This is a genomic window from Modestobacter sp. I12A-02662, assembly GCF_041028325.1.
In the GTDB taxonomy this organism is placed as follows: Bacteria; Actinomycetota; Actinomycetes; order Mycobacteriales; family Geodermatophilaceae; genus Modestobacter.
In genome coordinates this window covers 66,282-92,037 of sequence record NZ_JABGDE010000007.1, presented here as the reverse complement: position 1 = coordinate 92,037, position 25,756 = coordinate 66,282, and the positions used below count along the sequence as shown (strand labels likewise).

General features: G+C 75.5%; 23 protein-coding genes. 8 read left to right on the top strand and 15 right to left on the bottom strand.

Translation table 11 applies throughout. The features are described from left to right. Positions 1 to 16 precede the first annotated feature (16 nt). The 3 genes from HL189_RS11750 (at position 17) to HL189_RS11740 (ending at position 2,138) form a co-directional block, all read left to right on the top strand. Positions 17 to 517 (top strand): thioesterase family protein, encoded by a 501-nt coding sequence (locus HL189_RS11750; RefSeq protein WP_369133882.1) that lies wholly within the window; start codon positions 17 to 19, stop codon positions 515 to 517. Continuing rightward, positions 514 to 1,773, top strand: a complete 1,260-nt coding sequence (locus HL189_RS11745) for an FAD-dependent oxidoreductase (protein ID WP_369133881.1) — start codon at positions 514 to 516, stop codon at positions 1,771 to 1,773. Before HL189_RS11750 ends, HL189_RS11745 begins: the two co-directional genes overlap by 4 nt. Before the next feature lie 71 nt (positions 1,774 to 1,844). Further along, a complete protein-coding gene (locus tag HL189_RS11740) occupies positions 1,845 to 2,138 on the top strand; it encodes a hypothetical protein (protein ID WP_369133880.1) in 294 nt (97 codons plus the stop codon). 17 nt (positions 2,139 to 2,155) lie between these two features. Here the strand turns inward: HL189_RS11740 and HL189_RS11735 are convergent, their stop codons facing one another. The 3 genes from HL189_RS11735 to HL189_RS11725 form a co-directional block, all read right to left on the bottom strand. Beyond that, entirely contained in the window at positions 2,156 to 3,040 is an 885-nt protein-coding gene (locus tag HL189_RS11735; protein WP_369133879.1) for a hypothetical protein, read from the bottom strand. Positions 3,041 to 3,341: 301 nt separating this feature from the next. Next, positions 3,342 to 4,559: an aldose epimerase family protein gene (locus HL189_RS11730; protein WP_369133878.1), complete on the bottom strand. Its 1,218-nt coding sequence runs from the start codon at positions 4,557 to 4,559 to the stop codon at positions 3,342 to 3,344. 236 nt (positions 4,560 to 4,795) lie between these two features. Then, the gene (locus tag HL189_RS11725; RefSeq protein ID WP_369133877.1) at positions 4,796 to 5,485 is read right to left on the bottom strand and encodes a class I SAM-dependent methyltransferase; all 690 of its coding nucleotides are present in this window, start codon (positions 5,483 to 5,485) and stop codon (positions 4,796 to 4,798) included. A gap of 39 nt (positions 5,486 to 5,524) precedes the next feature. Between HL189_RS11725 and HL189_RS11720 the strand changes: the two genes are divergently transcribed. Then, a complete protein-coding gene (locus HL189_RS11720) occupies positions 5,525 to 6,370 on the top strand; it encodes an SDR family oxidoreductase (RefSeq protein ID WP_369133876.1) in 846 nt (281 codons plus the stop codon). A gap of 33 nt (positions 6,371 to 6,403) precedes the next feature. On the opposite strand, the gene HL189_RS11715 is transcribed toward HL189_RS11720, so the two are convergent. Then, entirely contained in the window at positions 6,404 to 7,435 is a 1,032-nt protein-coding gene (locus HL189_RS11715; RefSeq protein WP_369133875.1) for a zinc-binding dehydrogenase, read from the bottom strand. 148 nt (positions 7,436 to 7,583) lie between these two features. On the opposite strand from HL189_RS11715, the gene HL189_RS11710 reads away from it, so the two are divergent. Both HL189_RS11710 and HL189_RS11705 read left to right on the top strand, forming a co-directional pair. Continuing rightward, entirely contained in the window at positions 7,584 to 9,296 is a 1,713-nt protein-coding gene (locus tag HL189_RS11710) for an IlvD/Edd family dehydratase (protein ID WP_369133874.1), read from the top strand. Continuing rightward, positions 9,283 to 12,135 carry an FAD-binding and (Fe-S)-binding domain-containing protein gene (locus HL189_RS11705; RefSeq protein WP_369133873.1) on the top strand — a complete coding sequence of 951 codons (2,853 nt, stop codon included), beginning with the start codon at positions 9,283 to 9,285 and terminating at the stop codon, positions 12,133 to 12,135. The genes HL189_RS11710 and HL189_RS11705 overlap by 14 nt, the downstream gene beginning before the upstream one ends. 39 nt (positions 12,136 to 12,174) lie before the next feature. Here HL189_RS11705 and HL189_RS11700 read toward each other — a convergent pair whose 3' ends face one another. Then, entirely contained in the window at positions 12,175 to 13,170 is a 996-nt protein-coding gene (locus HL189_RS11700) for a hypothetical protein (protein WP_369133872.1), read from the bottom strand. Positions 13,171 to 13,246: 76 nt separating this feature from the next. Beyond that, on the bottom strand, positions 13,247 to 14,191 hold the full coding sequence (locus tag HL189_RS11695) for a quinone oxidoreductase (RefSeq protein WP_369133871.1): 945 nt from the start codon (positions 14,189 to 14,191) through the stop codon (positions 13,247 to 13,249). Between the two features lie 151 nt (positions 14,192 to 14,342). Between HL189_RS11695 and HL189_RS11690 the strand changes: the two genes are divergently transcribed. Both HL189_RS11690 and HL189_RS11685 read left to right on the top strand, forming a co-directional pair. Continuing rightward, a complete protein-coding gene (locus tag HL189_RS11690) occupies positions 14,343 to 14,912 on the top strand; it encodes a hypothetical protein (protein WP_369133870.1) in 570 nt (189 codons plus the stop codon). A gap of 76 nt (positions 14,913 to 14,988) precedes the next feature. Continuing rightward, positions 14,989 to 15,636, top strand: coding sequence for a maleylpyruvate isomerase family mycothiol-dependent enzyme (locus HL189_RS11685; RefSeq protein WP_369133869.1), 648 nt, complete (start codon positions 14,989 to 14,991; stop codon positions 15,634 to 15,636). A gap of 34 nt (positions 15,637 to 15,670) precedes the next feature. Here the strand turns inward: HL189_RS11685 and HL189_RS11680 are convergent, their stop codons facing one another. The 9 genes from HL189_RS11680 to HL189_RS11640 all read right to left on the bottom strand — a co-directional run bounded on the left by HL189_RS11680 (position 15,671) and on the right by HL189_RS11640 (position 25,734). Continuing rightward, positions 15,671 to 16,624 carry a C-terminal binding protein gene (locus HL189_RS11680; protein WP_369133868.1) on the bottom strand — a complete coding sequence of 318 codons (954 nt, stop codon included), beginning with the start codon at positions 16,622 to 16,624 and terminating at the stop codon, positions 15,671 to 15,673. Positions 16,625 to 16,634: 10 nt separating this feature from the next. Next, on the bottom strand, positions 16,635 to 17,522 hold the full coding sequence (locus HL189_RS11675) for a dihydrodipicolinate synthase family protein (protein ID WP_369133867.1): 888 nt from the start codon (positions 17,520 to 17,522) through the stop codon (positions 16,635 to 16,637). A 2-nt stretch (positions 17,523 to 17,524) separates the two neighbouring features. After that, positions 17,525 to 18,490 (bottom strand): sugar kinase, encoded by a 966-nt coding sequence (locus HL189_RS11670; RefSeq protein ID WP_369133866.1) that lies wholly within the window; start codon positions 18,488 to 18,490, stop codon positions 17,525 to 17,527. After that, positions 18,483 to 19,928: an Nramp family divalent metal transporter gene (locus HL189_RS11665; protein ID WP_369133865.1), complete on the bottom strand. Its 1,446-nt coding sequence runs from the start codon at positions 19,926 to 19,928 to the stop codon at positions 18,483 to 18,485. The genes HL189_RS11670 and HL189_RS11665 overlap by 8 nt, the downstream gene beginning before the upstream one ends. 98 nt (positions 19,929 to 20,026) lie before the next feature. Continuing rightward, positions 20,027 to 21,310 carry an alpha-hydroxy acid oxidase gene (locus HL189_RS11660; RefSeq protein WP_369133864.1) on the bottom strand — a complete coding sequence of 428 codons (1,284 nt, stop codon included), beginning with the start codon at positions 21,308 to 21,310 and terminating at the stop codon, positions 20,027 to 20,029. 37 nt (positions 21,311 to 21,347) lie between these two features. Next, positions 21,348 to 21,989, bottom strand: a complete 642-nt coding sequence (gene eda / locus HL189_RS11655) for a bifunctional 4-hydroxy-2-oxoglutarate aldolase/2-dehydro-3-deoxy-phosphogluconate aldolase (protein WP_369133863.1) — start codon at positions 21,987 to 21,989, stop codon at positions 21,348 to 21,350. Next, a complete protein-coding gene (locus tag HL189_RS11650) occupies positions 21,986 to 22,927 on the bottom strand; it encodes a phosphoglycerate dehydrogenase (protein ID WP_369133862.1) in 942 nt (313 codons plus the stop codon). Before HL189_RS11650 ends, eda begins: the two co-directional genes overlap by 4 nt. Positions 22,928 to 23,056: 129 nt before the next feature. Further along, positions 23,057 to 24,040 (bottom strand): NAD-dependent epimerase/dehydratase family protein, encoded by a 984-nt coding sequence (locus HL189_RS11645; protein ID WP_369133861.1) that lies wholly within the window; start codon positions 24,038 to 24,040, stop codon positions 23,057 to 23,059. A 38-nt stretch (positions 24,041 to 24,078) separates the two neighbouring features. Then, a complete protein-coding gene (locus HL189_RS11640) occupies positions 24,079 to 25,734 on the bottom strand; it encodes an FAD-dependent monooxygenase (protein WP_369133860.1) in 1,656 nt (551 codons plus the stop codon). Positions 25,735 to 25,756: the final 22 nt, after the last annotated feature.

Here is a 25,756-nt window from a genome sequence, read left to right as displayed (position 1 = left end):
GCTGCGAGGTGGCCGGATGAAGCCCGTCCCGATCGGTGCGACCGCGGACCTGGACGTCGTGGTGACGGCGGAGATGACCGTCCGGTTCGACGAGCTCGGACCGGTGCACCCGGTGTACGCCACCTACTCGATGGCCAAGCACTTCGAGGAGGCCGGGCGCAAGTTGCTCCTCCGCCACCTGGAGGACGGCGAGGCAGGCATCGGGCGCGCGGTGTCGGTGGACCACCTGGCACCGAGCCGGGTGGGCGACAGGATCCGCGTGACGGCCCGGTGCTCCCAGCTGCAGGGCACCCGGTTGACGTGCGAGTGCTCGGCCCTGGACGCCGGGGGTCGGCTGCTCGGCCGGGGCACGACCGTCCAGGTGGTGCTGCCCCGGGACGTCCTGGAGGCCCGCCTCCGCGCGGGTCCGGAGGGCATGGTCAGCGGCCCGCCGGCGGTGGAGACTGCACCCGACCGGGGGCGGGGACCCCGACCGGACCCCGCGCCGACGGACGGCCGGACGGGAGACCCGCCATGAGCGAGCACAGCACCTGCGTGGTCGTCGGCGGCGGCCCGGCCGGGATGGTGGCGGGTCTGCTGCTCGCCCGCGCCGGCGTCGAGGTCACCGTGCTGGAGAAGCACGCCGACTTCCTGCGCGACTTCCGCGGCGACACCGTGCACCCCTCGACGCTCCAGCTGCTCGACGAGCTCGGCCTCGCCGACGAGTTCTCGAGGCTGCCCTACAGCAAGCTGGAGCAGGTCGTCTTCCCGGCCGGGGGCGGCCGTGGCGTGACCGTCGCCGACTTCCGCCGGCTGCCCGTCCGGTACCCCTACATCGCGATGGTGCCGCAGTGGGACCTGCTCAACCTGCTCGCCGAGGCGGGGCGGGAGGAGGTGTGCTTCACCCTGCGGATGCAGACCGAGGTGACCGACCTGATCCGCGACGGGGACCGGGTGCGTGGCGTGCGCTACCGCACCGCCGACGGCGGGACCGGCGAGATCCGCGCCGAGCTGACGATCGCCTGCGACGGCCGCTGGTCGATCGCCCGCCGCCTGTCGGGGCTGCGGCCCCGGGAGTTCCCCGTTCCGATCGACGTCTGGTGGTTCCGGCTCCCCCGCACCCCCGACGACCGCCCCACCTCGCTCACCCCGCGGGCGGCGAGGGGCCGGTTCGCGCTGGTCATCCCCCGCGACACGTTCCTGCAGCTGGCCTACGTCGGCCGCAAGGGCGCCGATCCGGAGATCCGCGCCCGCGGCATCGAGCGGTTCCGGGAGGACGTCGCGGAGCTGATGCCCGACCTCCGGGAGCGGGTCGACGCGCTGGCGACGATGGACGACGTCAAGCACCTCGACGTGCGGGTCAACCGGCTCGACCGCTGGCACGTGGACGGGCTGCTGTGCATCGGCGACGCGGCCCACGCGATGTCCCCGGTCGGCGGGGTCGGCATCAACCTCGCCGTCCAGGACGCCGTGGCCGCGGCGACCCTGCTGGCGGCACCGCTGCGGCGAGGAGGCGTGCGCCCGGAGGAGCTGGCCGCGGTCCGCCGCCGCCGGGTCCTGGCGACCGTCCTCGTCCAGGCCCTGCAGCGGGTGATGCACCGGGGCTTCGTGGCGCCCATCGTCGACGGGCGGCGGATGGGACCACCGGGGCCGGTGCTCGCGCTGCTGCGCCGGATCCCCCAGGTCTCCTTCGTCCCCGCCTTCCTCATCGGCGTCGGCCTGCGGCCCGAGCACGCGCCGCCTTTCGCCCGGCGCCCGTCCCTGCGCGCCGAGGACGCGGATCCCGGGCGCTGACCACCTGTAGCCCGCCCGGTCCCCCCGCACTCGGCGGTCAGGGTCTCCCGTACGCGGGTACCGGTGCGCGCATGGGAGCACGCACCGCCGCGGTCGCGGCCGCCGACACCTGGACCGACCCCGACGGCATCCGCCGGCCCGCCGGTGAGGTCCACGCGTGGGAGCCGGGGCGCAACGAGACGGTCTGCGGGCTGTCGCTGAGCAGGTCCCGGCTGACCCGCTTCCCGCACGTCAGCTGGGCCGACGCCCAGCCGGAGTCGGGCCGGCACGCGGACGAGGTGCAGGCGGTGTGCCGGCGCTGCCGGGCCGGCATGGGCGCCCGCCGGGACGAGCGCGGCTGGACACGGACGAACCCGCGCCCCTGACCGCCGCCCCGGCGGGCTCAGCCCAGGTAGTTCACGTGCGGGTGGTCCATGTGGTTCGCCGTCGCGCTCCCCCGGTTGGCCATCGACTTCCAGGCGCCGTCCGGTGAGCTGAGCATCCGCTGCTGCCAGATGACGTAGTCCACGCCGAGCTCGTCCCAGTGGGCGACGTGGTAGGCGACGATCGCGTTCCCGAGGGCGGCGTCCTCGAGGACCATGTAGTCCACGGCGAGGCCGGACGGGTGGCCGCCCGGGTCGGCCGCGCTCGGGCGGGTGCCACCGAGGGTGATGCCGGCGGCGCCCGGGACGTTGGAGACGACGGCGTTGGCGGCGGCCTGCGCCTGCTGCTTGATCCCGCCCGCGCTGTTGGAGATGCGGGCGACCGCGTTGCCCGCCGCGACGGTCGGGGCCGCGGCGTTCGTCGGCGCGGGTGCCCGCTCCTCGGACTCCTCGGCGGCCTCGGCCTCGGCCCGGGCCTCCGCCTCCGCGGCCGCGGACGCCTCGGCAGCGGCGCGTGCGGCGGCCGCCGCCTCGGCCTGCTGCCGCTCGGCCTCCGCCTGCACGGCGGCGGCCTGCTCCTGCTGCGCCGCCGTCTGGGCGGACTCGCGGGCGCTGCGGCTGGCCGCGAGCTGCTCCAGCGGCTCGAGGTCCGGCGTCGCGTCGGCCGGAACGGCCTGCGAGGTGAGCCCCAGCTGAGCGGCCACGCTGGTCGGGTCGGCGGCGGTGGCCTCGGCCTGGGCGCCGGGACCGGCGCCGATCACGACGTTGACCAGCACGGCGCCGGCCGCGGCAGCACCCAGGTAGAGCGTGGGGCGGAGGCGGGGCGCCGGCGGGCGGCGGTGCCGGCCGGGAGTCCGGGCGGGGCGGTCGGCGGCGCGGCCGGACACGGTGGTGCGGAGGTGCATGGGTGCGGGTGCTCCGAGGGTGCGAGCGCAGCAGCGACCCCCGGTGCGGTGGGCTGCGGCGGATGTGCGGCCGCGTGGTCCGCGGCCCGTCCGGTTCGTGCCGGCGCACCGGCGAGGGTGACCAGCCAGGCGACGATCGGTCTCCCCGGATGGGGTCCGGGAGACCGTCCGGACTCCTCCACCGTACCCAGCGTTATCGCAACGTGACAATCGGGAGTGCCGGATTCGTCGAGTGATGCGTGTCGCGCGACCGGGGGCGCGCCGCGGTGGCGGCACGCCCCCGGTGCGGTGAGGTGCGGTGTCAGTAGGAGAGCTCGAACACCGTGGTGCTGTCGTACACCTCGCCCGGGCGCAGCTCGGTCGACGGGAAGTCGGGCTGGTTCGGCGAGTCGGGGAAGTGCTGGGTCTCCAGCGCCAGGCCGTCACCCTGCCGGTACACGCTCCCGCCGGTGCCCACGAGCGTGCCGTCGAGGAAGTTGCCCGAGTAGAACTGCAGGCCCGGCTCGGTGGTGGAGATGGTCAGCGTCCGGCCGCTGTCCGGGTCGGTCAGCACGGCCGCCTCCTCGAGGGCGTCCTCACCGTCCGAGCCCTCGCGCGCCCCGTCGTCCGCACGGTCGAGCGCCCAGTTGTGGTCGTAGCCCTGCCCGTACAGCAACTGCTGGTCGTCCTCGCGGATCCGCTCACCGATCGGGGTGGCCTCCCGGAAGTCGAACGGGGTGTCCGCCACCGGCGCGATCTCCCCGGTCGGGATGAGCGTCTCGTCGACCGGGGTGTAGCCGCCCGCGTCGATCTGCAGCTCGTGGTCGTAGATGCTCCCCGACCCCTCGCCGGCCAGGTTCCAGTAGGTGTGCTGGGTCAGGTTGACGACGGTCGGCGCGTCGGTGGTGGCCTCGTAGTGCACCTCCAGCCGGTTGTCCGCGTCGAGGGTGTACGTGACCGTCGTGGTCAGGGTGCCGGGGAAGCCCTCCTCCCCGTCCTCGCTGACCAGCCGCAGCTCCAGGGCGGCGACCTCGTCGTCGGAGACGTCGGTCGCCTCCCACACCTGGTCGTCGAAGCCGGTGGGCCCGCCGTGCAGGGTGTTCGGGCCGTCGTTGAGCGGCAGCTGGTGAGTGGTGCCGTCGAGGGTGAAGCTGCCGCCGGCGATGCGGTTGCCGTACCGGCCGATGAGCGACCCGAAGTACGGGTCGTCGTCCCCGACGTAGCCGTCCAGCTCCGCGAAGCCCAGGACGACGTTCTCCACCTCCCCGTCGGCGTCGGGGACCTCCAGCGTCTGGATCACCCCGCCCCAGGTGAGCACCTGCATGGTGATGTCCCCGTTGCTCAGCGTCCAGCGGTCGACCGCGGTGCCGTCGGGTGCGGTGCCGAAGGACTCGACGGAGGTGCTCGGGCCGTCCTGGGCGGCGGCCGGGGTCGTGCCGGCGCTGACCAGGACACCGACGCCGACCGCCGCCGCGAGCGGCCAGCGGCGCCCCGGGAGGCCCGGCGCGCCGAGGGACGAGAGGGCTGGGCGTGCGCGCATGGGGACTCCGGTGTCCGTGGCGGTCCACCGGCGTCGTCGCACGGTGGCAGGGGGCCACCGAACCCGGAGCAGGAACGGCGTACGGGGTCGTGCCCCCAGGTGCGGTCCTGAACGCGGCGACCGTAGGAACGCGGCGGGAGAGGTGTCAACGGCCGGCGGTCCCTGCGTCGGCGCGCCGCTGCCGCCCGTCGGGGAACCGGCACGAGAACGGCCCCCCGGGCCGGCGGGCCGCCAGGTCAGGTCTTGGTCGCGACCAGGGCCGTCCAGCAGCCGGCGAGCCGCGTCTCCTGCGCGAGCACGGTCAGCCCGGCGTCCGCGCAGGCAGCGGCCAGCCCGGTGGGGTCGGGACGGTCGCCGTCCGCCGGATGGTGGGAGACCGCCCGGAGCGGACGGCTGTCGACGATCCGCGCGGTCATCTCGCAGGAGTAGAAGCGCCCGCCGGGGCGCAGCACGCGCGCCGCCTCGGCCACGGCCGCCCGCCAGTGGACGGCGTGGTGCAGCACGTGGAAGCCGAACACCGCGTCGTAGGTCGCCGTGGGCGCGGAGAGGTGGGTGGCGTCGCCGTGCGCCACCTCGACGCGGTCGGCCAGGTCGCGGACCGCGGCCCGGCAGGCGACGACGCTCGCCGGGTACCGCTCGACCCCCTCGGCCCGGGCCGCCCCGAACACCTCGAGGGCCAGCCGCAGACCGGTGCCGCGGCGGCCCGTGCCCAGTTCCAGGACCCGGCCGCCGTCCACGCGACCGCCCAGGCGCAGCAGCACGGGGGCCTCCACGCGGCGTTGCACGAGGGCCCGGACGCGCGAGTCCACCCACAGCCGGTTGGCGTCCACGTACGTGGGTGGGACGGCACGTGCGGGACGGCGGTCGGTCGGGCCGGGGACAGGTGCGTCCCCGCCGGTGCTCTGCTGGGCGGACTCGTCGGTCACGACGCGGTTGTTCCCCGTCCGGATGGGAACAACCGCCCGGTGACCGATCTGCGTGACCGTGTCGTCCTCGTCACCGGCGGCAGCGCCGGCATCGGGAGGTCCGCCGTCCACCGGCTGGCCGCGTCCGGCGCACGGGTGGTGACCTGCGCCCGGCACGGGGCCCGGCTGACCGAGGCGCTCGCCGGCGTCCCGGGCGTCACGGGGATGGCGGCCGACGTGACCTCCGCGGCGGACCGCGTCGCGCTGGTGCAGCGCGTCGTCGAGGAGCACGGCCGCCTGGACGCCGTCGTCCTCAACGCCGCGGTCGGGTACGCCGCTCTGGTCGAGGACACCCCGGCCGACGCCGTGACGGCGATGGTCGACACGAACCTCACCGGCGTGGTCGACCTGGCCCGGCTGGCCCTGCCCCACCTGCTCGCCTCCGCCGCCGAGCGCGGCCGCGGTGACCTCGTCGTCATCGCCTCGGTCGCCGCGCTGTCCCAGGTCCCCCCGCTGACCATCTACTCGGCGACCAAGGCCGGCGCCCACGGCTTCGTCAAGGGGCTGCGCCGCGAGGTCACCGCCCGCGGCGTCCGCGTGCACTCGGTCACGCCCGGCCCGGTGGCCACCGAGTGGCTGGTGCGCGGGCGCGGCGCGGCCCCGGTCTCCGACGACGACGCCGAGGGGAGGCTCTCCCGCGGCGTCCGCAGCGAGCGGGTCGCCGAGCAGGTGGCCCGCAGCCTGACCTCGTACTGGTCGCGGTCGGTGTCGGTACCCCGGTGGATGGGGCTGGCCCGGCTCGGTGAGGTGCCGCCGGTCGACCGGCTGCTGGACATGACGCTCTCCCGGCAGACCGACCGGATCCGGCGGATCACCGAGCGGAGCGTCGCCGACCGCCTCGGCTGACGGGGGACGCCGGTCGGTCGTCTCCCCGGCTGGTCAGCGCAGGTGGGGGTCGACGAGGACCTTCGGTCCGGGACCGGCCCCCGCGGGCGGGCGGCCGGCGAGCACGGACCCGACCTCGTCGAGGCCGACCGTGGCCGCGACCAGCGGGCGCGGGTCGACCGCGCCGCCGGCGTAGGCGGCGATGGTGTCGGCGAGCCCGGGAGAGGCGGACAGCACACCGACCGCGGTGACGTCCTTGAGCACCAGCGTCCGGGTGTCGACCGTGCTGGGCCGGCCGGCCAGGCCGATGTAGACCACGCGCCCGGCCGGCTCCACCAGGTCCAGCGCCAGTGCGGGCAGGTGCTCGGCGGTGGAGGCGTCGACCACCGCGTCGAAGGGCAGGTCCGGGAGGCCGGCCTCGGTCCAGACGTGCGGGAAGCCGAGGCCCCGGGCGAAGGCGAGCGACTCCGGGGTGCGGCCCATCAGGTGCACCTCGGCGCCGGCCGCGCGCAGGAACATCGCCACCAGCAGCCCGATCGTGCCCGGCCCGAGGACCAGCGCCCGGTCACCCGGCCCGGCGCCGGTGGCCCGCGCGGCGCGCAGCGCGTTGCCGCCGGGCTCGACCAGGGCGCCCAGGACGGCGTCGACGGCGTCCGGCAGCGCGTGCAGCGACCAGGCCGGGACGGCGACCTGCTCGGCGAGCGCGCCGTGCCGCCGGCCGCGGACCCCGACCTCCTGCCGGTGCGCGCAGACGTGCTGGTGCCCGCGCCGGCAGCGGCGGCAGGTCCGGTCGCCGAGCATGGTGTCGCCCATGACCCGCCGGCCGAGCCAGGACCGGTCGACGCCGTCCCCCACCGCGGCGACGGTCCCGGCCCACTCGTGCCCCAGCCGGATCGGGTAGGTCGAGTCGCCCTCGACCAGGTAGGCCATCTCACCGGTGAAGAACTCGACGTCGGTGCCGCAGACGCCCACCCGCTCCACGTCCACCACCACCTCGCCGGGGACCGCCACCGGCGCGGGGACCTCCTGGACCGAGCACCTGCCCGGCGCGTCGAGCACGAACGCCCGCATCGTCGGCGCGCTCACCGGGGCGCGACCACGTCGACGCGGGTCTCCCCGCCGAGGGGGGCGCCGGCGCCGTCCCCGGACTGTGCCGGGCCGCGAACCGCCTGCGTACGCTCCATGTCGTTCCGGAAAGTAGACCATCGGGCCGACGGTGGGAGAGGTGCTCGACGTGGAGCTCCGCAGCGCACACTGGTACGCCGGGCAGAGCCGCAACGGCTACATCCACCGGGCGTGGATGCGCCGCGGTGTGCCCGACGACGCCTTCACCGGGCGGCCGCAGATCGCCATCGCGAACACGGCGTCCGACCTCACCCCGTGCAACGCCCACCTCACCGAGGTCGCCGCGTCGGTGCGGAACGGCGTCTACGAGGCCGGTGGCATCCCGCTGGAGCTGCCGGTCGTGTCCCTGGGTGAGACCCAGGTCCGGCCGACGGCGATGCTCTGGCGGAACATGGCCGCGATGGCCACCGAGGAGATGCTGCGCGCCAACCCGGTGGACGGCGTCGTCCTGCTGGGTGGCTGCGACAAGACCATCCCCTCGCTGCTGATGGCCGCGGGCTCGGTCGACCTGCCCGCCGTCGTCGTCCCCGGGGGGCCCATGCTCACCGGCACCTTCCGCGGCGTGCCGCTGGGCTGCGGCACCGACGTGTGGCGGCTCTCGGAGGAGGTCCGGGCCGGCACCCTGTCCGCCGACCAGTTCACCCGCTCGGAGTCGGCGATGGTCCGCAGCCGCGGGCACTGCAACACGATGGGCACCGCGTCGACGATGGCGCTGGTGGCCGAGGCGCTGGGCACCGTCGTCCCCGGGGTCGCGGGCACCCCGGCGCCGGACAGCCGCCTGCTGGCGGCCGCCCACGGCACCGGCCGGCTGGCCGTGGAGATGGTCGCCGCCGACCGCCGGCCGAGCACGTTCCTGACCCAGGGGTCGTTCCGCAACGCGATCGTGGCGCTGGCCGCGATCGGCGGCTCGACCAACGCGGTGGTGCACCTGCTGGCCATCGCCGGCCGGCTGGGCATCGACCTGACCATCGACGACTTCGACCGGATCGGCTCCCGGGTGCCGGTGCTGGTCGACCTGCTGCCGGCCGGCCGCTTCCTGATGGAGGACCTCCACCGCGCCGGCGGCCTGCTCGCCGTCCTCCGGGAGGTCCGCGACCTGCTCGACCCGACCGCGCTGACCGTGACCGGCAAGCCGCTGGTCGAGTACCTCGACGACGCCGCGATCTGGGACGCCGAGGTCATCCGCCCCCGGTCGGCCCCGCTGGTCGCCGAGGGCGGCATCGTCGTGCTGCGCGGCAACCTGGCCCCCGGCGGTGCGCTGGTCAAGCCGGCCGCCGCCTCGCCGCACCTGCTGCGGCACCGCGGGCGGGCGGTCGTCTTCGACTCGATCGAGGACTTCACGGCCCGGATCGACGACCCCGACCTCGACGTCGACGCCGACTCGGTGCTCGTGCTGCGCGGCTGCGGCCCGAGGGGCTACCCCGGCATGCCCGAGGTGTCGAACATGCCGCTGCCCACCAAGCTGCTGGAGCAGGGCATCCGTGACATGGTCCGGATCTGTGACGGTCGGATGAGCGGCACCGCCTACGGCACCGTGGTCCTGCACGTCACCCCCGAGGCCGCCGCCGGCGGCCCGCTCGCGCTCGTGCAGACCGGCGACGTCATCAGCCTCGACGTGGAAGCGCGTCGCATCGACCTGGAGGTCCCCATGGGAGAGCTGGCCCGGCGCAGACCGGACGCGGCGACGGTGGCCGGCTTCGCCGACCCGCGGCGCGGCTGGGAGCGGCTGTACGTCGACCACGTGCTGCAGGCCGACACCGGAGCGGACCTGGACTTCCTCGTCGGCTCGAGCGGTTCGGAGGTCAACCGTGAGTCTCACTGACCGGCGCACGCGGCACGCCCTGGAGCAGGACCGGGACGACGACCTGCTGCACCCGCCCGGCCCGCTGGTGGCCCTGCTGGAGGAGGCAGCACCAGGTGCCGTCGCCGCCCGGGCCTCCGACCGGCTGTCCTTCGCCCACGACGCGTCCCACTACCTGCTCGTGCCGCAGGCCGTGGTCGCCCCCTGGGACGCCGGTCAGGTGGCCGCGCTGCTGCGGGTCAGCGCCGAGCAGGGGGTGCCGCTCACCTTCCGGTCCGGCGGCACCAGCCTGTCCGGCCAGGCCACCAACGACGGGGTGCTCGTGGACACCCGCCGCAACTTCCGCGGCATCGAGGTGCTCGACGACGGCGCCCGCGTCCGGGTGCAGCCCGGCGCGACCGTGCGCGCGGTCAACACCCGGCTGGCCCGGTACGGGCGCAAGCTCGGGCCCGACCCGGCCAGCGAGAGCGCCTGCACGATCGGCGGCGTCGTGGCCAACAACTCCAGCGGCATGGCCTGCGGCACGGAGCTGAACACCTACCGGACGCTGGAGTCCGCCGTCCTGGTGCTGCCCAGCGGCACGGTGGTCGACACCGGCGCCCCGGACGCCGACGACCGGCTGAGGGCGCTGGAGCCCGAGGTGTACGAGGGGCTGTCCCGGCTGCGCGACCGGGTGCGCGGCAACCCGGTGTCGGTCGACCGGATCCGCAGCCTCTACTCGATCAAGAACACGATGGGCTACGGGGTCAACTCCTTCGTCGACCACACCCGGCCGGTCGACGTCCTGCTCCACCTGGTGGTCGGCAGCGAGGGCACGCTGGCCTTCGTCGCCGAGGCCACGTTCCGCACCGTGCCGGCCCACCCCTTCGCCGCGACCGGGCTGCTGATGTTCCCCGACCTCGCCGCGGCCACCGGCTCCCTGCCGGCCCTGGTCGACGCCGGCTTCGCCACCATCGAGCTGCTGGACGCCACCAGCCTGCGGGTCGCCCAGGGCGATCCGGAGGCGACCGCCGAGCTGCGCGAGCTGGAGGTCCGCGACCACACCGCCCTGCTGGTGGAGCACCAGCAGCCGACGAGCGAGGAGCTCGCCGACCGGGTCGCCGCGGCCACCGACGTGCTCGGCGGGCTGCCGCTGGCCTCCCCGGCCGGCCTGAGCAGCGACGCCGTGACGCGGGCCGCGCTGTGGCACATCCGCAAGGGCCTGTACACCGCGGTCGCCGGAGCCCGGCCCTCGGGCACCACCGCGCTGCTCGAGGACATCGCCGTCCCGGTCGAGCAGCTGCTGCCCACCTGCGAGCACCTCACCGAGCTCTTCGAGCGGCACGGGTACGCCGGGAGCGTCATCTTCGGGCACGCGAAGGACGGCAACGTCCACTTCATGCTCAACGAGGACTTCGACCGCCCCGAGATGATCGAGCGCTACCTGCGCTTCACCGACGACATGGTCGACCTCGTGCTCGGCAACGACGGCACGCTCAAGGCCGAGCACGGCACGGGGAGGATCATGGCCCCGTTCGTGCGCCGCCAGTACGGCGACGAGCTGTACGAGGTGATGCAGGAGGTCAAGCGGCTGCTCGACCCCAAGGGGCTGCTCAACCCCGGCGTGCTGCTCGACGAGGACCCGTCGGCGCACATCAGCCACCTCAAGTCCACGCCCACCGTGGAGGTCGAGGTCGACCGGTGCGTGGAGTGCGGTTACTGCGAGCCGGTCTGCCCGAGCAAGGACCTCACCACCACGCCGCGGCGGCGGATCGTGCTGCGCCGGGAGATGATCCGCGCCCGGGACGGCGGCGACGACGCGCTGTTCCAGCGGCTGGAGGACGAGTACCAGTACGACGCGATCGACACCTGCGCCGTCGACGGCATGTGCCAGACCGCCTGCCCGGTGCTCATCGACACCGGTGACCTGACCCGCCGGCTGCGCGGCGAGCAGAGCGGCCGGGTCGAGCAGAAGGTGTGGAAGACGGCGGCGAAGCACTGGGACGGCACGACGCGGGCGGCCGCGGCCGCGCTCACCGTCGCCCGCGCCGTGCCTCCGCCCCTCCCCCGCGCCGCGACCGCGGCCGGCCGGGCGCTGCTCGGCGCGGACACGGTGCCGGCCTGGTCCCCTGAGCTCCCCGGCGGTGGCAGCCGCCGCCGGCCCCGCGCGGCGGCGGCCCCCCAGGCGGTGTACTTCCCGGCCTGCATCTCGACGATGTTCGGGCCCACCGAGGGTCCCGGCGTGCAGGACGCCTTCCTGGCGCTGTGCGACCGGGCCGGCGTCGAGGTGCGGGTGCCCGACGCCATCGGCGGGCTGTGCTGCGGCACGCCGTGGAAGTCCAAGGGCCTGGGCGAGGGCTGGGAGGCCATGCGCGACCTGGTGGTCCCGGCGCTGCGCGAGGCCACCGACGACGGCGCGCTGCCGGTGGTCGTGGACGCGGCCTCCTGCACCGAGGGGCTGATCCGGCTGCTCGCCGACGAGGAGGGCATCCGGGTCGTGGACGCGGTCGCGTTCGTCGACTCCGCCGTCCTGGCGCAGCTGCCCGCGGCGCGGCGGGTGCCGTCGATCATGGTGCACCCGACCTGCTCCTCCACCCAGCTGGGGATCAACCCGGCGCTGCTGCGGGTGGCCGCGGCCGCCGCCGAGGAGGTCGTGCAGCCGGAGGACTGGCTCTGCTGCGCCTTCGCCGGGGACCGCGGGCTGCTGCACCCGGAGCTGACCGCGTCCGCGACCGCACCGGAGGCCGCCGCCGTCGGCCGGCACCCGGCCACGGCCTACGCGTCGGTCAACCGCACCTGCGAGCTGGGGATGACCCGGGCGACCGGCCACCCCTACCGCCACCTGCTCGAGGTGCTGGCCGACGGGACCCGCCCGGCCTGAACCACCGACGTCCCCGGCGCGGCGACCCCGCGCCGGGGGTCAGTCGACGGTGCGCAGGACCTCCGCGACCGGACGGCGGCCGGTCCGCGTCGGCTGCGCGGAGCTCCAGCCGATGCGCATGAGCATCTGCGGGTGCCCGACCAGGGACAGGTCGACCTGCATCCGGGTCCGGGTGGCCGGCCAGTCCAGCGCCTGGGTCAGCGGTGAGGCCGCCATCCCCGCCGCGGTGAGGACCAGCAGCACACGCCCCAGCGCCCGCCCGGTCTGCACCCAGGCGGGCCGGTCGTCACCGGCAGTGCCCAGGAGCACGACGGCCGGCCGCTCGACCGGGGGCGGCGGGTCGTCGTCCGCGACCGGGGCGGCCGGCTGCGGGGTGCGCTGCCCCACCAGGAAGTCACGGACCGTCCAGTTCGTCGGCCGGGCCGCCGGGTCGTCCGCGGGCACCGCCGCCACCGGGACGCCGTCCGGGGCGTCCGGGTCGGTGCGCAGCCAGCTCTCCAGCTCCGCCCGGTAGGCCGGGTCGGACTGCTCGGCCCGCTCGGCCCGGTCGAGCAGGTGGGCCAGGACCAGCTCGGCGTCGGTCTCGCTGACCTGCTGCACCCAGACGCCGTAGGGGCCGGCCGCCTGCTGCAGCTGCTCGAGCAGCTCGTCGGGGACGGCGCGGGGCAGGAACGGCGCCCGCCGGGTGTGCCGCTCCACGATCGCGCCGGCCAGCGCCTGGTCGGCGCCGCTGGGCTCGTGCGGGCCGGTGACCCGGACCGTGGCCAGGTGGTCGTCGTCCCCCGCCCCGCCCACCTCCACCTCGGCCTCGTGCCCGGCGGACCGCAACGCCACCAGGGCGAAGTCCACCGCGACGCCGCAGCTGATCACCTGCTGGCGGTGCGTGGGGTCCAGCGTGGGCAGCTCCCGGCTCGTGTCCAGGAAGACCTCGAGCCGGTCGGGCGCGGCGGTGAACCGCCACGGCTGCGTGTTGTGGATCGACGGGGCCCGGGTGGCCGCCTCCACCACCGGGACCCAGTTCTGCACCCGCGCCACGGTCCTCACCTCCGGCTCGGGGCGTCCGCCGACGCCGTCCGCCCGTCCTGCGCCCACCTTGCCCCTCCGGCCACCACTACGGCAGCAGCAGGAGCTTGCCGGTGGTGCGGCGGGCCTCCAGGTCCTCGTGCGCCTCCCTCGCCTGCGCCAGCGGCCGGCGCCCGCCGATCCGGACGTCCAGCCGGCCGGCGGCGACGTGGTCCAGGACCGCGCCGGCCAGGGTGCGCAGCAGCTCCGGCGTGCGGGTGTAGGTGGCCAGCGTCGGACGCTGCACGTAGAGCGAGCCGTGGCCGGCCAGCGAGTGCAGCTCCAGGGGCTCGGGCTGCCCGCTGGCGGCGCCGTACAGGATCATCCGCCCGGTGGGTCGCAGCGCGGTCAGCCCCGCGGCGAACGTCGTCCGCCCCACCCCGTCGTAGACGACGGCCGCGCCCACCCCGCCGGACAGCTCGCGGACCCGCTCGGGGAACCCCTCGTAACCCACCACGACCTCATCCGCGCCGGCGGCGCGGGCGAGCTCCGCCTTCTCCCCGGTCGAGGTCGTGGCCAGCACGTGGCCGCCACGGGCGCGCACCAGCTGGGTGAGCAGCAGGCCCACCCCACCGGCCCCGGCGTGCACGACCACCCAGTCGCCCTCGGCGACGGGGTAGGACTCGGAGACCAGGTACTGGGCGGTGCAGCCCTGCAGCATGGCGGCCGCGGCGACGTCGGTGTCGACCCCGTCGGGCACCGGCACCACCTTGTCGCGCGGCGCCGCGACCCGGGTGGCGTAGCTGCCCCGGACGTCGAGCCAGGCGACGCGCTCCCCGGTGCCGGCGACGGTGCCCGCGCCCTCGACCCCGATCACCGCGGGTGGGGTCGCGGTGTAGGGGCGGCGGCCCTCCCGCTCGTACACGTCCCGGAAGTTGACGCCCGCGGCCTCGACGTCGACCAGCAGCGCCCCCTCCCCCGGTTCCGGGTCGGGGACCTCGCGGACCGTCAGCACCTCGGGTCCGCCGGTGCGCTCGTAGACCACTGCCTGCACGTTCACTCCCGTCGTCGGCCGTCTGGACATCTGACCACGCGGCCGGGGACGGCGCTCCGCGGCGGTCTACCTGGGCCTCACGTCCTCGCCCGCTGACCGGTCGTGGGGCATCCCCCGCGTGCACGCCGGCTCCAGGGGTACCGCCGACGGCATGAGCGGCAAGTCGGCGGAGGACTACGAGGACGACTACACGGATCCCGAGCTGCGCGCTCGGCTCGAGGAGCAGATCAAGGCCGGGGACCGCGGTGGCCGACCGGGTCAGTGGAGCGCCCGCAAGAGCCAGCTCCTCACGCGCGAGTACGAGGCGCAGGGGGGCGGCTACCGGCACGAGGGTGAGCGGACCGGGTCGCAGCAGCACCTCCGCGAGTGGACGAGGCAGGACTGGCGCACCGCCGACGGCGGCGCAGACGCACGCGACGGTGACGAGACGGCCCGGTACCTCCCGGACGCGGCGTGGGAGCTGCTCAGCGCGGAGGAACGACGGGCCGCCGACCACCAGAAGCGGACCGGCGACGGCCAGCACGTGCCGAACACCGAGGCGGCCCGGGAGGCGAGGAGGGCCGCCGAGCTGATCGACGTCCCTGCCCCCGAGGCGCGCACCCGGGTCGCGGAGATGCACGGCGAGGCGCAGCTGGACCGGGCCGAACGGGCCGAGGAGCAGCTCGGCAAGGGGCGGAGGACGGTGCTCGCGCGGATCGAGGAGCAACGCGGGGAGCAGTAGCCCGCGGAGGGACCGATGAGTCGCACCGGCCCGGGCAGTCTGATCGGCGCCAGCTCCCTGCCGACCGGAGGTGCCCGTGGACGACGCCCCCACCCGCCAGACCCTGTGGTCGCTCACCCACGCCGAGCGCGCCTCACTCGCCGACGACCTCGCCGACCTGGACGACGTCCAGTGGGCGCAGCCGTCGCTGTGCGGCCGGTGGGTGGTCCAGGACGTCGTCGCCCACCTGACGGCGGCAGCGAGCGTGGGCCGGTGGCGGTGGATCGCCAGCGTCGTGGGTGCCCGGTTCGACTTCGATCTCCACAACGAGCGGCGGCTGGCCGAGCAGCGGGGCGCCACCCCCGCCGAGACCCTCGACCGGTTCCGGCAGGCGATCGGCAGCACGACGGCGGCGTCCGGCTCCACCGCGGCCTGGCTCGGGAAGGTCGTCGTGCACGCCCAGGACGTCCGTCGCCCCCTCGGGCTCCCGGGCACACCCTCGGTGGAGGCGGTCACCGAGGTCGCCCGGTCCTTCGCCCGGCGGGACTTCACCGTGCCCAGCCGCAGCGCGGTCGACGGACTGCGCCTGGAGGCGACCGACGGCCCCTTCGGCACGGGATCCGGGCCCGAGGTCCGCGGGACGACGCTGGCGCTGACCATGGCGATGGCCGGCCGCCGCGCCTACTGCGACGACCTGACCGGCCCGGGCGTGCCCACCCTGCGCGCCCGCTGCACGCCGTCCTGATCTGCACCGCCAGGCAGCACGTGCGCGCGGGAGGTCAGCGCCCCTCGACGACGACGTGGTCCGGCCGGCCGGTCTCCGCCCAGCTGACGACGTTGCGCGCCGCCTTGCGCCGCAGCTCCACCTCTGCCTCCTCCGAGTACCAGGCGACGTGCGGCGTGAGCAGCGCCCGCGGGTGGGCGAGCAGCGGGTGGTCCGCCGGCGGGGGCTCCTGCGGGAGCACGTCGAGGCCGACCCCGGCGAGCCGGCCGTCCGCCAGCGCCTGCGCGACGGCGTCGAGCTGGACCAGCCCGCCCCGGGCGGTGTTGACCAGGAACGACCCGGCCGGCATCCGGGCCAGCAGGTCCGCCCCCACCAGGCCCTGGGTCTCCGGCGTCAGCGGCAGGTGCAGCGTCACCGCGTTGCTCCGGGTGAACAGCTCCTCCAGCCCGAGCCGCTCCACCCCGGCGGGCCAGGCGTCGTCGGGCAGGTACGGGTCGTAGCCCACCACGCCGCCGAACCACGGCGCGGCCCCCTCCATCGTCGTCCGCCCGATCCGGCCGAGGCCGACCACGCCGAGGGTCAGCCCGCCGGGCCGCGGCAGGCGTCCCCCGAGCCGGTGGTCCCAGCGCCCGGCGTGCACCTCGCGGTCGTGCCCGATCAGGTTGCGCATCAGCGCGAGCAGCATCGCCACGGCGTGCAGGGCGACCTCGGCGGTGCCGTAGTCGGGGACGTTGCACACCCAGACGCCCCGCGCCCGGGCGGCGTCCAGGTCGACCACGTCCACCCCCACGCCGTAGCGGCTCACCAGCCGCAGCCGGGGCAGCGCGTCCAGCACCTCCGCGGTGATCGGGGCGTACTGCACGAGGACGGCGTCGACGTCCCGGGCGGCCTCGATCACCTCCGCCGCCGTCCGGCACCGGGCGGTGAGCAGCTCGTGCCCGGCGGCGCGGAGCACCTCCTCCTCCAGGTCGAGCGCGCCGTAGTCGGCGTCGGTCACCAGCACCCGCATCGGGACCTCCTCACCTGGTCGGACCGGCGACGGCGCGCGCGGCCGCGGCCGCGGCGTCGAACGACGGCGGAACGGGTGTCAGCGGCGGGCGCACGGTGCCCATCGGGTGCCCGTGCCGCTGCTCGGCGACCTTCTTGAGCACCCCGGGGGCTGCGTACTGCTTGGTCATCGCCCGCACCTGGAGCAGGTGCGCGGAGAGCGCGGCCGCCTTCGCGGACCGCCCCTCGCGGACGTGCCCGTAGAGCGCGACCACGTGTTCGGGGACGATGTTGGCCAGCGCGGAGATCGACCCGTGCGCCGTCATCAGCCGGCCGGGCAGGTCGTCCTCCGTCCCGACGAGCACCCCCTTCCCGGCGGCGTGCACCGCCGCCGCGTAGCCCGCCTCTCCCCCGGAGTCCTTCACCCCCCACACCGGCAGGCCCGTCACCAGCTCGGTCGGCAGCGGGACCGCGTACTTCGGGATGTGGTAGAGCACCACCGGGTGCCGGGTGGCGGCCAGGACGCGGTCGTAGAACAGCCGCAGCCCCTCGGGGGACACCGGCCTGAAGAAGTAGGGCGGCAGCACCATGACCGCGTCCACCGGCTGGTCGTCCAGGTACGCGAGCAGGTCGAGGGTGTCCGGCAGGTTCCCCTCGGCGACCGTCGGGACGACGTGCAGCGACCCCGACGCGGGGACGAGCGCGTCGAGGACCGCCGTCTTCTCCCGGGTGGTGACCGAGGGCCCCTCCCCGTTGGTCCCGAACGGGATGACGCCGGTGACCCCCTGCTCGGCCAGCCAGCGGACGTGGCCGAGGTAGGCGTCCACGTCGATGCTGAAGCGCTCGTCGTCGCGGAACGGCGTCACGTTCGCGACGTAGACGCCCTCCAGGACGCCGGCCGGGTCCTGCGGCTGCTGCATCGTCACCTCCCGAGGTCGACGGCATCGTCGAGGAACGCGGTGAGCTCGCGGCGGCTGGGCAGGCCCTCGTAGTCGCCGAGGTTCTGCACGCAGAACGCACCCATGGCGTTCGCCGTCCGGAGCCGGCCCGCCGGGTCCTGCCCCTCGAGGGTCGCGGCCAGGTAGCCGGCGGCGAACGCGTCCCCCGCCCCGATCGGGTCGACCTGGCGGGCCGGGAACCCCGGTGAGGTGAGCCGTTCGCCGTCCACCACCGCCGCGCAGCCGCGCGCCCCGAGCTTCAGCACCACCTCGGCGGGTCCGGCGTCGGCGAGGCGGTCCAGGACGGTGTCGTCGTCCCAGCCCCACAGGGCGCGGGCCTCCTCGTCCCCGACCAGCAGGACGTCGACGTGCGGCAGCATCGCCTCGCTGGCGGCCCGGGCCGCCGCCGGCTCCCACAGCCGGCTCCGGTAGTTGACGTCGTAGCTCACCCGGACGCCGGCCGCCCGAGCGGCCCGCGCCGCCCAGGTGAGGAACTCGGCCGACTCCGGCGACAGCGCCCCGGTGATCCCGGTCAGGTGCAGGAAGGCGGCGCCGTCGAGGACCGCCGGGTCGAAAGCACCCGGCGCCAGGGTCGAAGCCGCCGACCCCCGGCGGTAGTAGTACACCCGCAGCGCGCCGGCGACCTGCTCCCGCAGGTAGAGGCCGGTGGGCCGGTCGGCGACCCGGCGCACGGCGCTGGTGTCCACGCCCTCCGCGCGGATCCGGTGCAGGACCAGCTCGCCGAGCTCGTCCTCCCCCAGGACGCTCACCCAGCTGGCCGGGACGCCGAGCCGGGACAGCCCGATCGCCACGTTGCTCTCCGCCCCGCCGATGGACATGGTCACCGCCCCGGCGTGCCGGAGCCGGCCCGGCGACGGCGGGACGACCAGCACCATCGTCTCCCCGGCGGTGACGACCCGCGGCAGGGAGCCCCCGCCCCGCTCAGCCACCGAGCAGGTTCTGCAGCTGCTGGTTGAAGGTCAGCACGGACAGGAAGCCGAACAGCAGGAACGCCCAGATCAGGGCGGCCACCCGGCCGATGCCCGGACGGATCTCCTTGGGCAGCACCCGCTTGTTCACCAGCAGCAGCAGCGCCGAGTAGATGAACATCATCAGCCCGCCGGTGACCGCGGAGATGACCAGCAGTACCAGCGGCTGCGACAGCCCGGACAGGATCACGATGATGCCGATCACCACCAGGCCCCAGACCAGCGCGAAGTAGATCTTGCTCTCGTTCGCGCCCTTCAGGTACGCGGTCTTCAGCACGTCGGCGCCCAACCGGCTGGTGTAGTCGACGATCCCGAGCGCCGCGGCGAACAGCGAGAACGCACCGATGATCCAGAAGAACGTGCCGAACCAGCCGCCGACGGTCTCGTTGAGCGCGTTCCCCTCCGCCTCGAGGAAGGAGATGTCGCTGGCCAGCCCCTCCTGCCCGAAGACCGTGGCGTAGGCCAGCAGCGAGGTGAACAGGATGGTGAGGAAGCTGATCGCCACGAAGGTGCTCAGCTGCTCGATGTTGGCGAACTTCCACCAGCGCCGCCACCGGCCCAGGTTCTCCGGGGTGGGCTCGAACACGAAGCCGGTCGACGGCGCTGCCTCCGGGTGGCCGGTGACCGGGCTGACGATCCGCGGGACGTAGGCGCCCATGCCGAACCGCTTGTCCCGGATCCAGTTGCTCTGGCACAGGTTCTGGCCGCCGCCGGCGCCGGCGAACGCCAGCGCGCCCATCAGCAGCGCGAACCCGAGCTCCTGGTACGGCAGCCCGGCCCTGGTGACGATGTGCGGGACGTCGGCCCAGGTGGAGGCGCTGATCGCGGCGAACGAGGCGACGACGATGAGCAGCAGGACGGCGGCGACCTTGACCATCTCGATCTTCTCGAGGGCCTGGTAGACCACCGGGGCCATGGTCAGGATGACGCCGATCAGCAGCAGGATGCCGATCGCTATCGGCGGCACGCTCCCGCCGACCAGGTAGGTGATCAGGGTCGCCGAGCTGGTGGCCCAGCCCGGCCAGATGTTGGCGAAGTAGGCCAGGATCGCGAAGACCAGGCCCCAGTGCCGCCAGTACCGGCTGAAGCCGGTCAACGCCGTCTCGCCGGTGGCGAGCGTGTAGCGCTCGATCTCCATGTTGAGGAAGTACTGGGTGGCCAGACCCACGAAGGCGGCCCAGACGAAGACCAGCCCGACCTGCGAGGCGATGTAGGGGTAGAGGATGAACTCACCGCTGGCCATGCCGACGCCGGCCGCGATGATCCCCGGGCCGATGACGCTCCGGAAGCGGGCCGGGGCCTCGGGCATGTCCCGCACCTTGGGCGCTTCCAGGTGCTTGGTCGGGAACAGGTCCACCACCGAGGAGCTGTTGCCTCCCGGCTGACGGGTGCTGACCATGGCGCCTCCTTCGTCTGTGAGCTGCGTCACTGCTGGGGGCAGTACAGGGATTACTCCACCGTCCCGGCCCGCCCCGCAAGACCAACAGGGCGGCGCGATCAGACCGAGACGTTCGGGTAGTCGCCGGTGCCGTGCGGGGTGAAGGCCACGTGCCGGTCGGTGAGGTCCTCGCTGCGGCGCACGCCGAGCAGCTGCATCGACCGCAGGTACTCCTCGGCGAGGATGTCGTAGGTCCGCAGCACGCCGTCCCGGCCGCCGGCCATGAGGCCGTACAGGTAGGCGCGGCCGATCATCGCCGCGTCCGCGCCGAGCGCGCGGGCGGCCAGGACGTCCTGGCCGTGCAGGATCCCGCCGTCGATGAGCACGGTGGCCTGCTGGCCGACCGCGGCCCGGATGGCGGGGAGGACGTCGAGGGTGGCGGCCGAGCGGTCCAGCTGGCGGCCACCGTGGTTGGAGACCACCACGCCGTCGGCGCCGTGCTCCATCACCTCGCGGGCCGACCCGGGCGTCGTCACGCCCTTGACGACCAGCCGCCCCGGCCACCGGTCGCGCAGCCAGTCCAGCGAGGTCAGGTCCAGGCCGGGGTCGAACATCATGCTCGCCACCTCGCCCGGGGTCGGGTTGCCGGGGACGTCGGCGAGCGAGGCGAAGGTCATCCCCCCGGTGGTCAGCTTGTTGAACCACCACCCCGGGAACCGGGACATGTTGAGCACCGTGCGGGCGGTGAGGGTCGGCGGGATCGTGAGGCCGTTGACGACGTCCCGCAGCCGCATCCCGGAGACCGTGGTGTCGACGGTGAGCAGCACCGTCGAGTACCCGGCCGCCTCGGCCCGGGCCAGCAGGTCCTCGTTCACCCGCAGGTCGCCGGTGAAGAACAGCTGGAACCACAGGTCGCCGTCGGGCGCCGCGGCCCGGACGTCCTCGATCGAGGTGGAGCCGACCGTCGACAGCGCGTACGGGATGCCGACGTGCTGGGCCACGGAGGCCACGGCCTGCTCCCCGTGGTGGTGCATCATCCGGGTGTAGCCGGTGGGCGCGAAGACCAGCGGCAGGGCGATCCGCCGGCCCAGCAGCTCGACACCCGGGTCGGGCTCGGCCACCGAGCGCAGCGCGTCCGGGTGGAACGTGACCCGCCGGTACGCGGCGACGTTCCGCGCCGCGGTGATCTCCTCCTCGGCCGCGCCGTCCACGTAGTCGAACACCGCCCGCGGGGTCGTGTGCCGCGCCGCCTCGCGGAGGTCGCGCACCGAGAGCGCGTTGGTCAGGCGTCGCGCGGTGCGGTTCAGCTGCGGCTTCTTGAACTGCACGACGTCCCGCAGCTCCGACCACCGCGGTACCTGCCGGGCGGTGGTGACCGGCGTGAGCGGCGCCCTGTCCGTCATGGCCCTGGTTCCCCCTCCTCCGGTGTCGGGCACGTCGTCAGCCCTGGTCCGCCCGCGCCAGGGCGACCGCCTCGGCGGTCAGCCGGCGCACGGCCGCGAAGTCCCCGGCCCGGATCCGGTCGCGGGGCACCATCCACGAGCCGCCGACCGCGACGACGGCGTCGATGCGCAGGTAGTCGGCCAGGTCAGCCGGACCGATGCCGCCGGTCGGGATGAACCGGACGTCCGCGAACGGTGCGGTCAGCGCGGCGATCGCGGGCGCCCCGCCGGACGTGCCGGCCGGGAAGAACTTCACGGTGCCCAGGCCGAGCTCGAGCGCGGCCTGCACCTCGGTCGCGGTCACCGCCCCGGGCAGCGCGAGCACGCCGTGCTCGGCGCACCGCTCGACCACGGCCCGGCTCAGGCCCGGGGAGACGACGTAGCGGGCCCCGGCGGCGACGGCCTGGTCGACCTGGGCCGGGGTCAGCACGGTGCCGGCGCCGAGCAGCAGGTCCCCCCGGTCGGCCATCACCCGGATGGCGTCGGCGGCGGCCGCGGTGCGGAAGGTTACCTCGGCGACGGGGAGCCCCCCGGCCACGAGGGCGTCGGCCAGCGGCCCGGCGTCGGCCGCGTCGTCGAGGACGACGACCGGGACCAGGCGGGCCCGCCCCAGCGCAGCCGCGACGTCGGACGTCGTCACCGCTGCACCACGTTCGTGAGCTCGCCGCCGGCCAGCAGCGCGGTGAGGTTCCGGGCGATCAGCGCGTCGGCGCCGACCGGCCGCCCGCCCGCGGCGTGCGGGGTCAGCAGCAGGTTCGGCGCCTCCCACAGCGGCGAGCCGGCCGGCAGCGGCTCGGTCTGGGTGACGTCGAGCGCTGCCCCGGCCAGGCGCCCGCCGGCCAGGGCGTCGACCAGCGCCGCCTCGTCGACCGTGGAGCCCCGCCCGACGTTGACCACCTGGGCGTGCGGGGGCAGGCACGCCAGCCGGCCGGCGTCCAGCGCGTTCGCCGTGGCCGGCGTCGAGGGCAGGATCATCACCAGGACGTCGGTCCGCGCGAGCTCGGCGTCCAGTTCGTCCTCCGCGACCACGGGGAAGCCGGACCGCTCCCCGGCTCGCCGTGCCACGCCCCGCACCTCCGCGCCGAGGTGCTGCAGGAACGGCGCGAGCGTCTGCCCGATGTTCCCGAAGCCCCAGACGAGCACGCGGGCGCCGAGGAGGGTGGTGACCTGCCCGGGCGGGTGCAGCGGTTGGAGCCCGCCGAGCTCACCGTCCCAGCGGTGCTCGGCCTGCGCCCGCGCGGCGGCGGGCAGCCGGCGCACCAGGGCGAGGACCAGCGCCAGGGCGTGCTCGGTGACCGGCCGGTCGTGCAGCCCGATCCCGGCGGTGACGACGACGTGCTCGGGGAACCCCGCGGCGAGCACCACGTCCGGCCCGGCCGCGAGGGTCTGCACCCAGCGCAGCCGTGGCATCCGTCCGGCGACGGCGGCGAGGTCGTCACCGGAGCTGCCCCACACCACCAGCGCCTCGGCGTCCCGGTGCTCCTCGGGCACCGGGGCGGAGGCGTCGTAGACCACCGCCCGCACGCCGTCGGGCAGCGCCGGCTCCAGCGGGAGGGAGTCCGGGAGCAGCAGCTTCATCGCAGGTGTCCGCCTCCGTCGTGGGGATGTGCCGACCGAACCGCGACCCGCGCCGGGAAGCAACCCGGGGACCGGTACGGCGTCCGTCCACGGCGCACGTCCCCGTCGGCCACGCGTCTCGTCCGCCCCTCACCGGACCCGGGCGGCGTCCGGGCGGTCCGCGGACGGGGTGCGCAGGGCGGACAGCGTCCTGCGCACCCCCTCCTCGTAGGTGGTCGGGGTCAGCCCGAAGGCCCTCCCCGCCCGGCTGCCGTCGACCACGAACGGCTGCTCGAACTGGTACACCAGCTCGGCACCCGCCCGGACGAGCGGGACGACCCGGCCGACGGCCCGCAGCCGGCTCGTCCCGTGCCGCAGCAGCCACAGCCGCGTGCCGGCCTGCCGGCACGCCTCCGCCGCCAGCGCCCGGCCCGTGGTGGGCGCGGGGTGGGGCACGTGCCAGACCGCGGCGTCCGACGTGTCCGCCATGCCGAGCGCGGCGACGGTCCGGGCGAAGTCGTCCACGAAGGTGGGGGTCAGCGGGAGGTCGGGGTCGCCGACCCAGTGCACGGGACGCCCCCGCAGCGCCGAGCCGAAGACGTTGCCGGCGATGAGGGACCGCACGCCGGGCCCGTACAGCTCCCCGGCGCGGGCGATGCTGACCTGCAGGCGCCCGGCGGCGGCCGCGTGCAGCATCCGCTCGGCGAGCCAGGCACGCAGGACACCCAGGGGGCTGACCGGCCGCCACGGGGTGTCCTCGGTCATCGCGCCCTCGACCCGGCCGTACATCCAGGTGTCGTCGGCGTAGACCAGCCGGGCACCGACCGTGCTCGCGGCGTCGACCAGGGCATCGGTGAGCGCCGGGAAGTCCCGGGTCCACCGCAGGAGCGGGGGCATGGCGCAGTGGTGGACGGCGACCGCCCCGCGGCAGGCCGCGGTCAGCGCCGCGGCGTCGGCCGCGTCCGCCGACACGGCCTCGACGCCCGGGGTGCCGACGTCCCGCCCGTCCCGGGTCACGGCGCGGACCGGGAGCCCGGCCGCGGACAGGTGGGCGACGACCAGCCGGCCGACCGCTCCCCCGGCGCCCACCACCACGTGGACGCCGTCCCGGCCGGCTCCCGGCGCTCGTGACATCTGGACCTCCTCGACTCGGTACGGACAGGCGCGGGGCGTCAGTGGACCACCGTGCGGCCCCGCCCGGGGAACACGGCGCCGAGGTGCTCCCGCAGCGCCACCGCGTCGGCCGGGGTCGACCGGTGCCCGATGTACCCGTCCGGCCGCACGAGGACCAGCGCCCCGGCGTCGGCCCCGTAGAGCCGGTGCGCCTCCCCGTCCGGGTCGAGCACCGCGGCACCGGCGTCCAGCCCTACGGGCACCCGGTCGGCCGGGACGACGATCGCCGGCCGGACGTCGTCGCCATGGCGCTCGCCGACCTCGCGCGCCAGCGCGGCCAGCCGCTCCCGGTGTGCCGCCCGGCCGGCGAACAGCAGCAGGGTGGCGTGCGGGCCGCGGAAGAGGTCGAACAGCCGCATCGGGCCGCTGCCGTCCGCGGCCCGGCACCGGGCGTCCGGTGCCCGGTCCCCGGCGTGCGGCCCGCGCCGGGAGCGGAGCCGGCCGGCGGGGCCGACGCGCCCCCCGGACAGCGAGCTCCCCCGGTAGGAGATGGCCAGCTCCGCGGACCGGTCGAGCACCGCCCGCTGGACGGCGTCGAGCCGGAGCAGCGGGGCGAGCACCCGCTCGCGCAGCCGCCGCACGACCGGGTGCGCGGAGAAGACGACGGTGTGCCCCCGGTCGCTGCCCGCCAGCACCGCCCGGGCGACCGGCAGCCGCTCCTCCTGGTACGTGTCGAGCAGGTCCCCCGGCGCCGCGCCGGCCACGACCAGCCCGAGCTTCCAGCCCAGGTTGTAGGCGTCCTGCACGCCGGTGTTCAGCCCCTGCCCGCCGGCGGGGCTGTGCACGTGGGCCGCGTCGCCGGCCAGCAGCACGCGACCGGCTCGGTACCTGTCCACCAGGGCCGCCCGCGGGGCGAACTCGGACAGCCAGGTGGGGTCGTGCAGGCGCACGCCCGGGAAGCCGCGCTCGGAGAACAGCCGCTGGAGCAGCTCGACGGTGACCGGCTCAGGCCGGCCGTCGGAGGGGACGCGGGCCTGCACCTGCCAGGTCCCGCGGCCGTCGAGCGGATCGGCCGCCAGGTACTCGCGTCCGTCGAACCAGGCGACGGCGACCCCGGGCTCCAGCCCGTCGACCTCGACGTCCCCCAGCACGAAGCGCTCCTGCCTGCCCTCCCCCCGCAACACCAGGCCGAGGAGCTCGCGCACCCGGCTGTGCCCGCCGTCGCACCCGACGACGTACCCGGCCCGCACGACCTCGGCCGCGCCTCCCGAGGCGACCGTCACCGTGACCCCGTCGTCGTCCTGCGACAGGGCCACCAGCTCGCGTCCGCGCTCCACGACCCCGCCGAGCGCGGCGAGCCGGTTCCGCAGCAGCTCCTCGGTCCGCCACTGCGGGAGGACGACGAGGTCGGGGTACGGGACGCCGGGGCGCGGCGGCCGCGGCGGGATCGACAGGTCGGCGACCTGCCTGCCCCCGGCGTACAGGCGCAGCCGGTGGGCCCGGCGGCCGACCGCGAGCACCTGCTCCGCGACGCCCAGGTCGTCGAAGACCTCGAGGGTCCGCGGTTGGAGGCCCTTGCCGCGGGACCGCCGGTGGAACGCGACCGCGCGGTCGACGACGCGGCAGCCGACCCCGCGCCGGAGCAGGTCGCAGGCGAGGGTCAGGCCGGTCGGGCCGGCTCCCACGACGAGCACCTGGACGTCGGTGGTCCCCATCGCAGCCTCCCTCGGTCCGCCG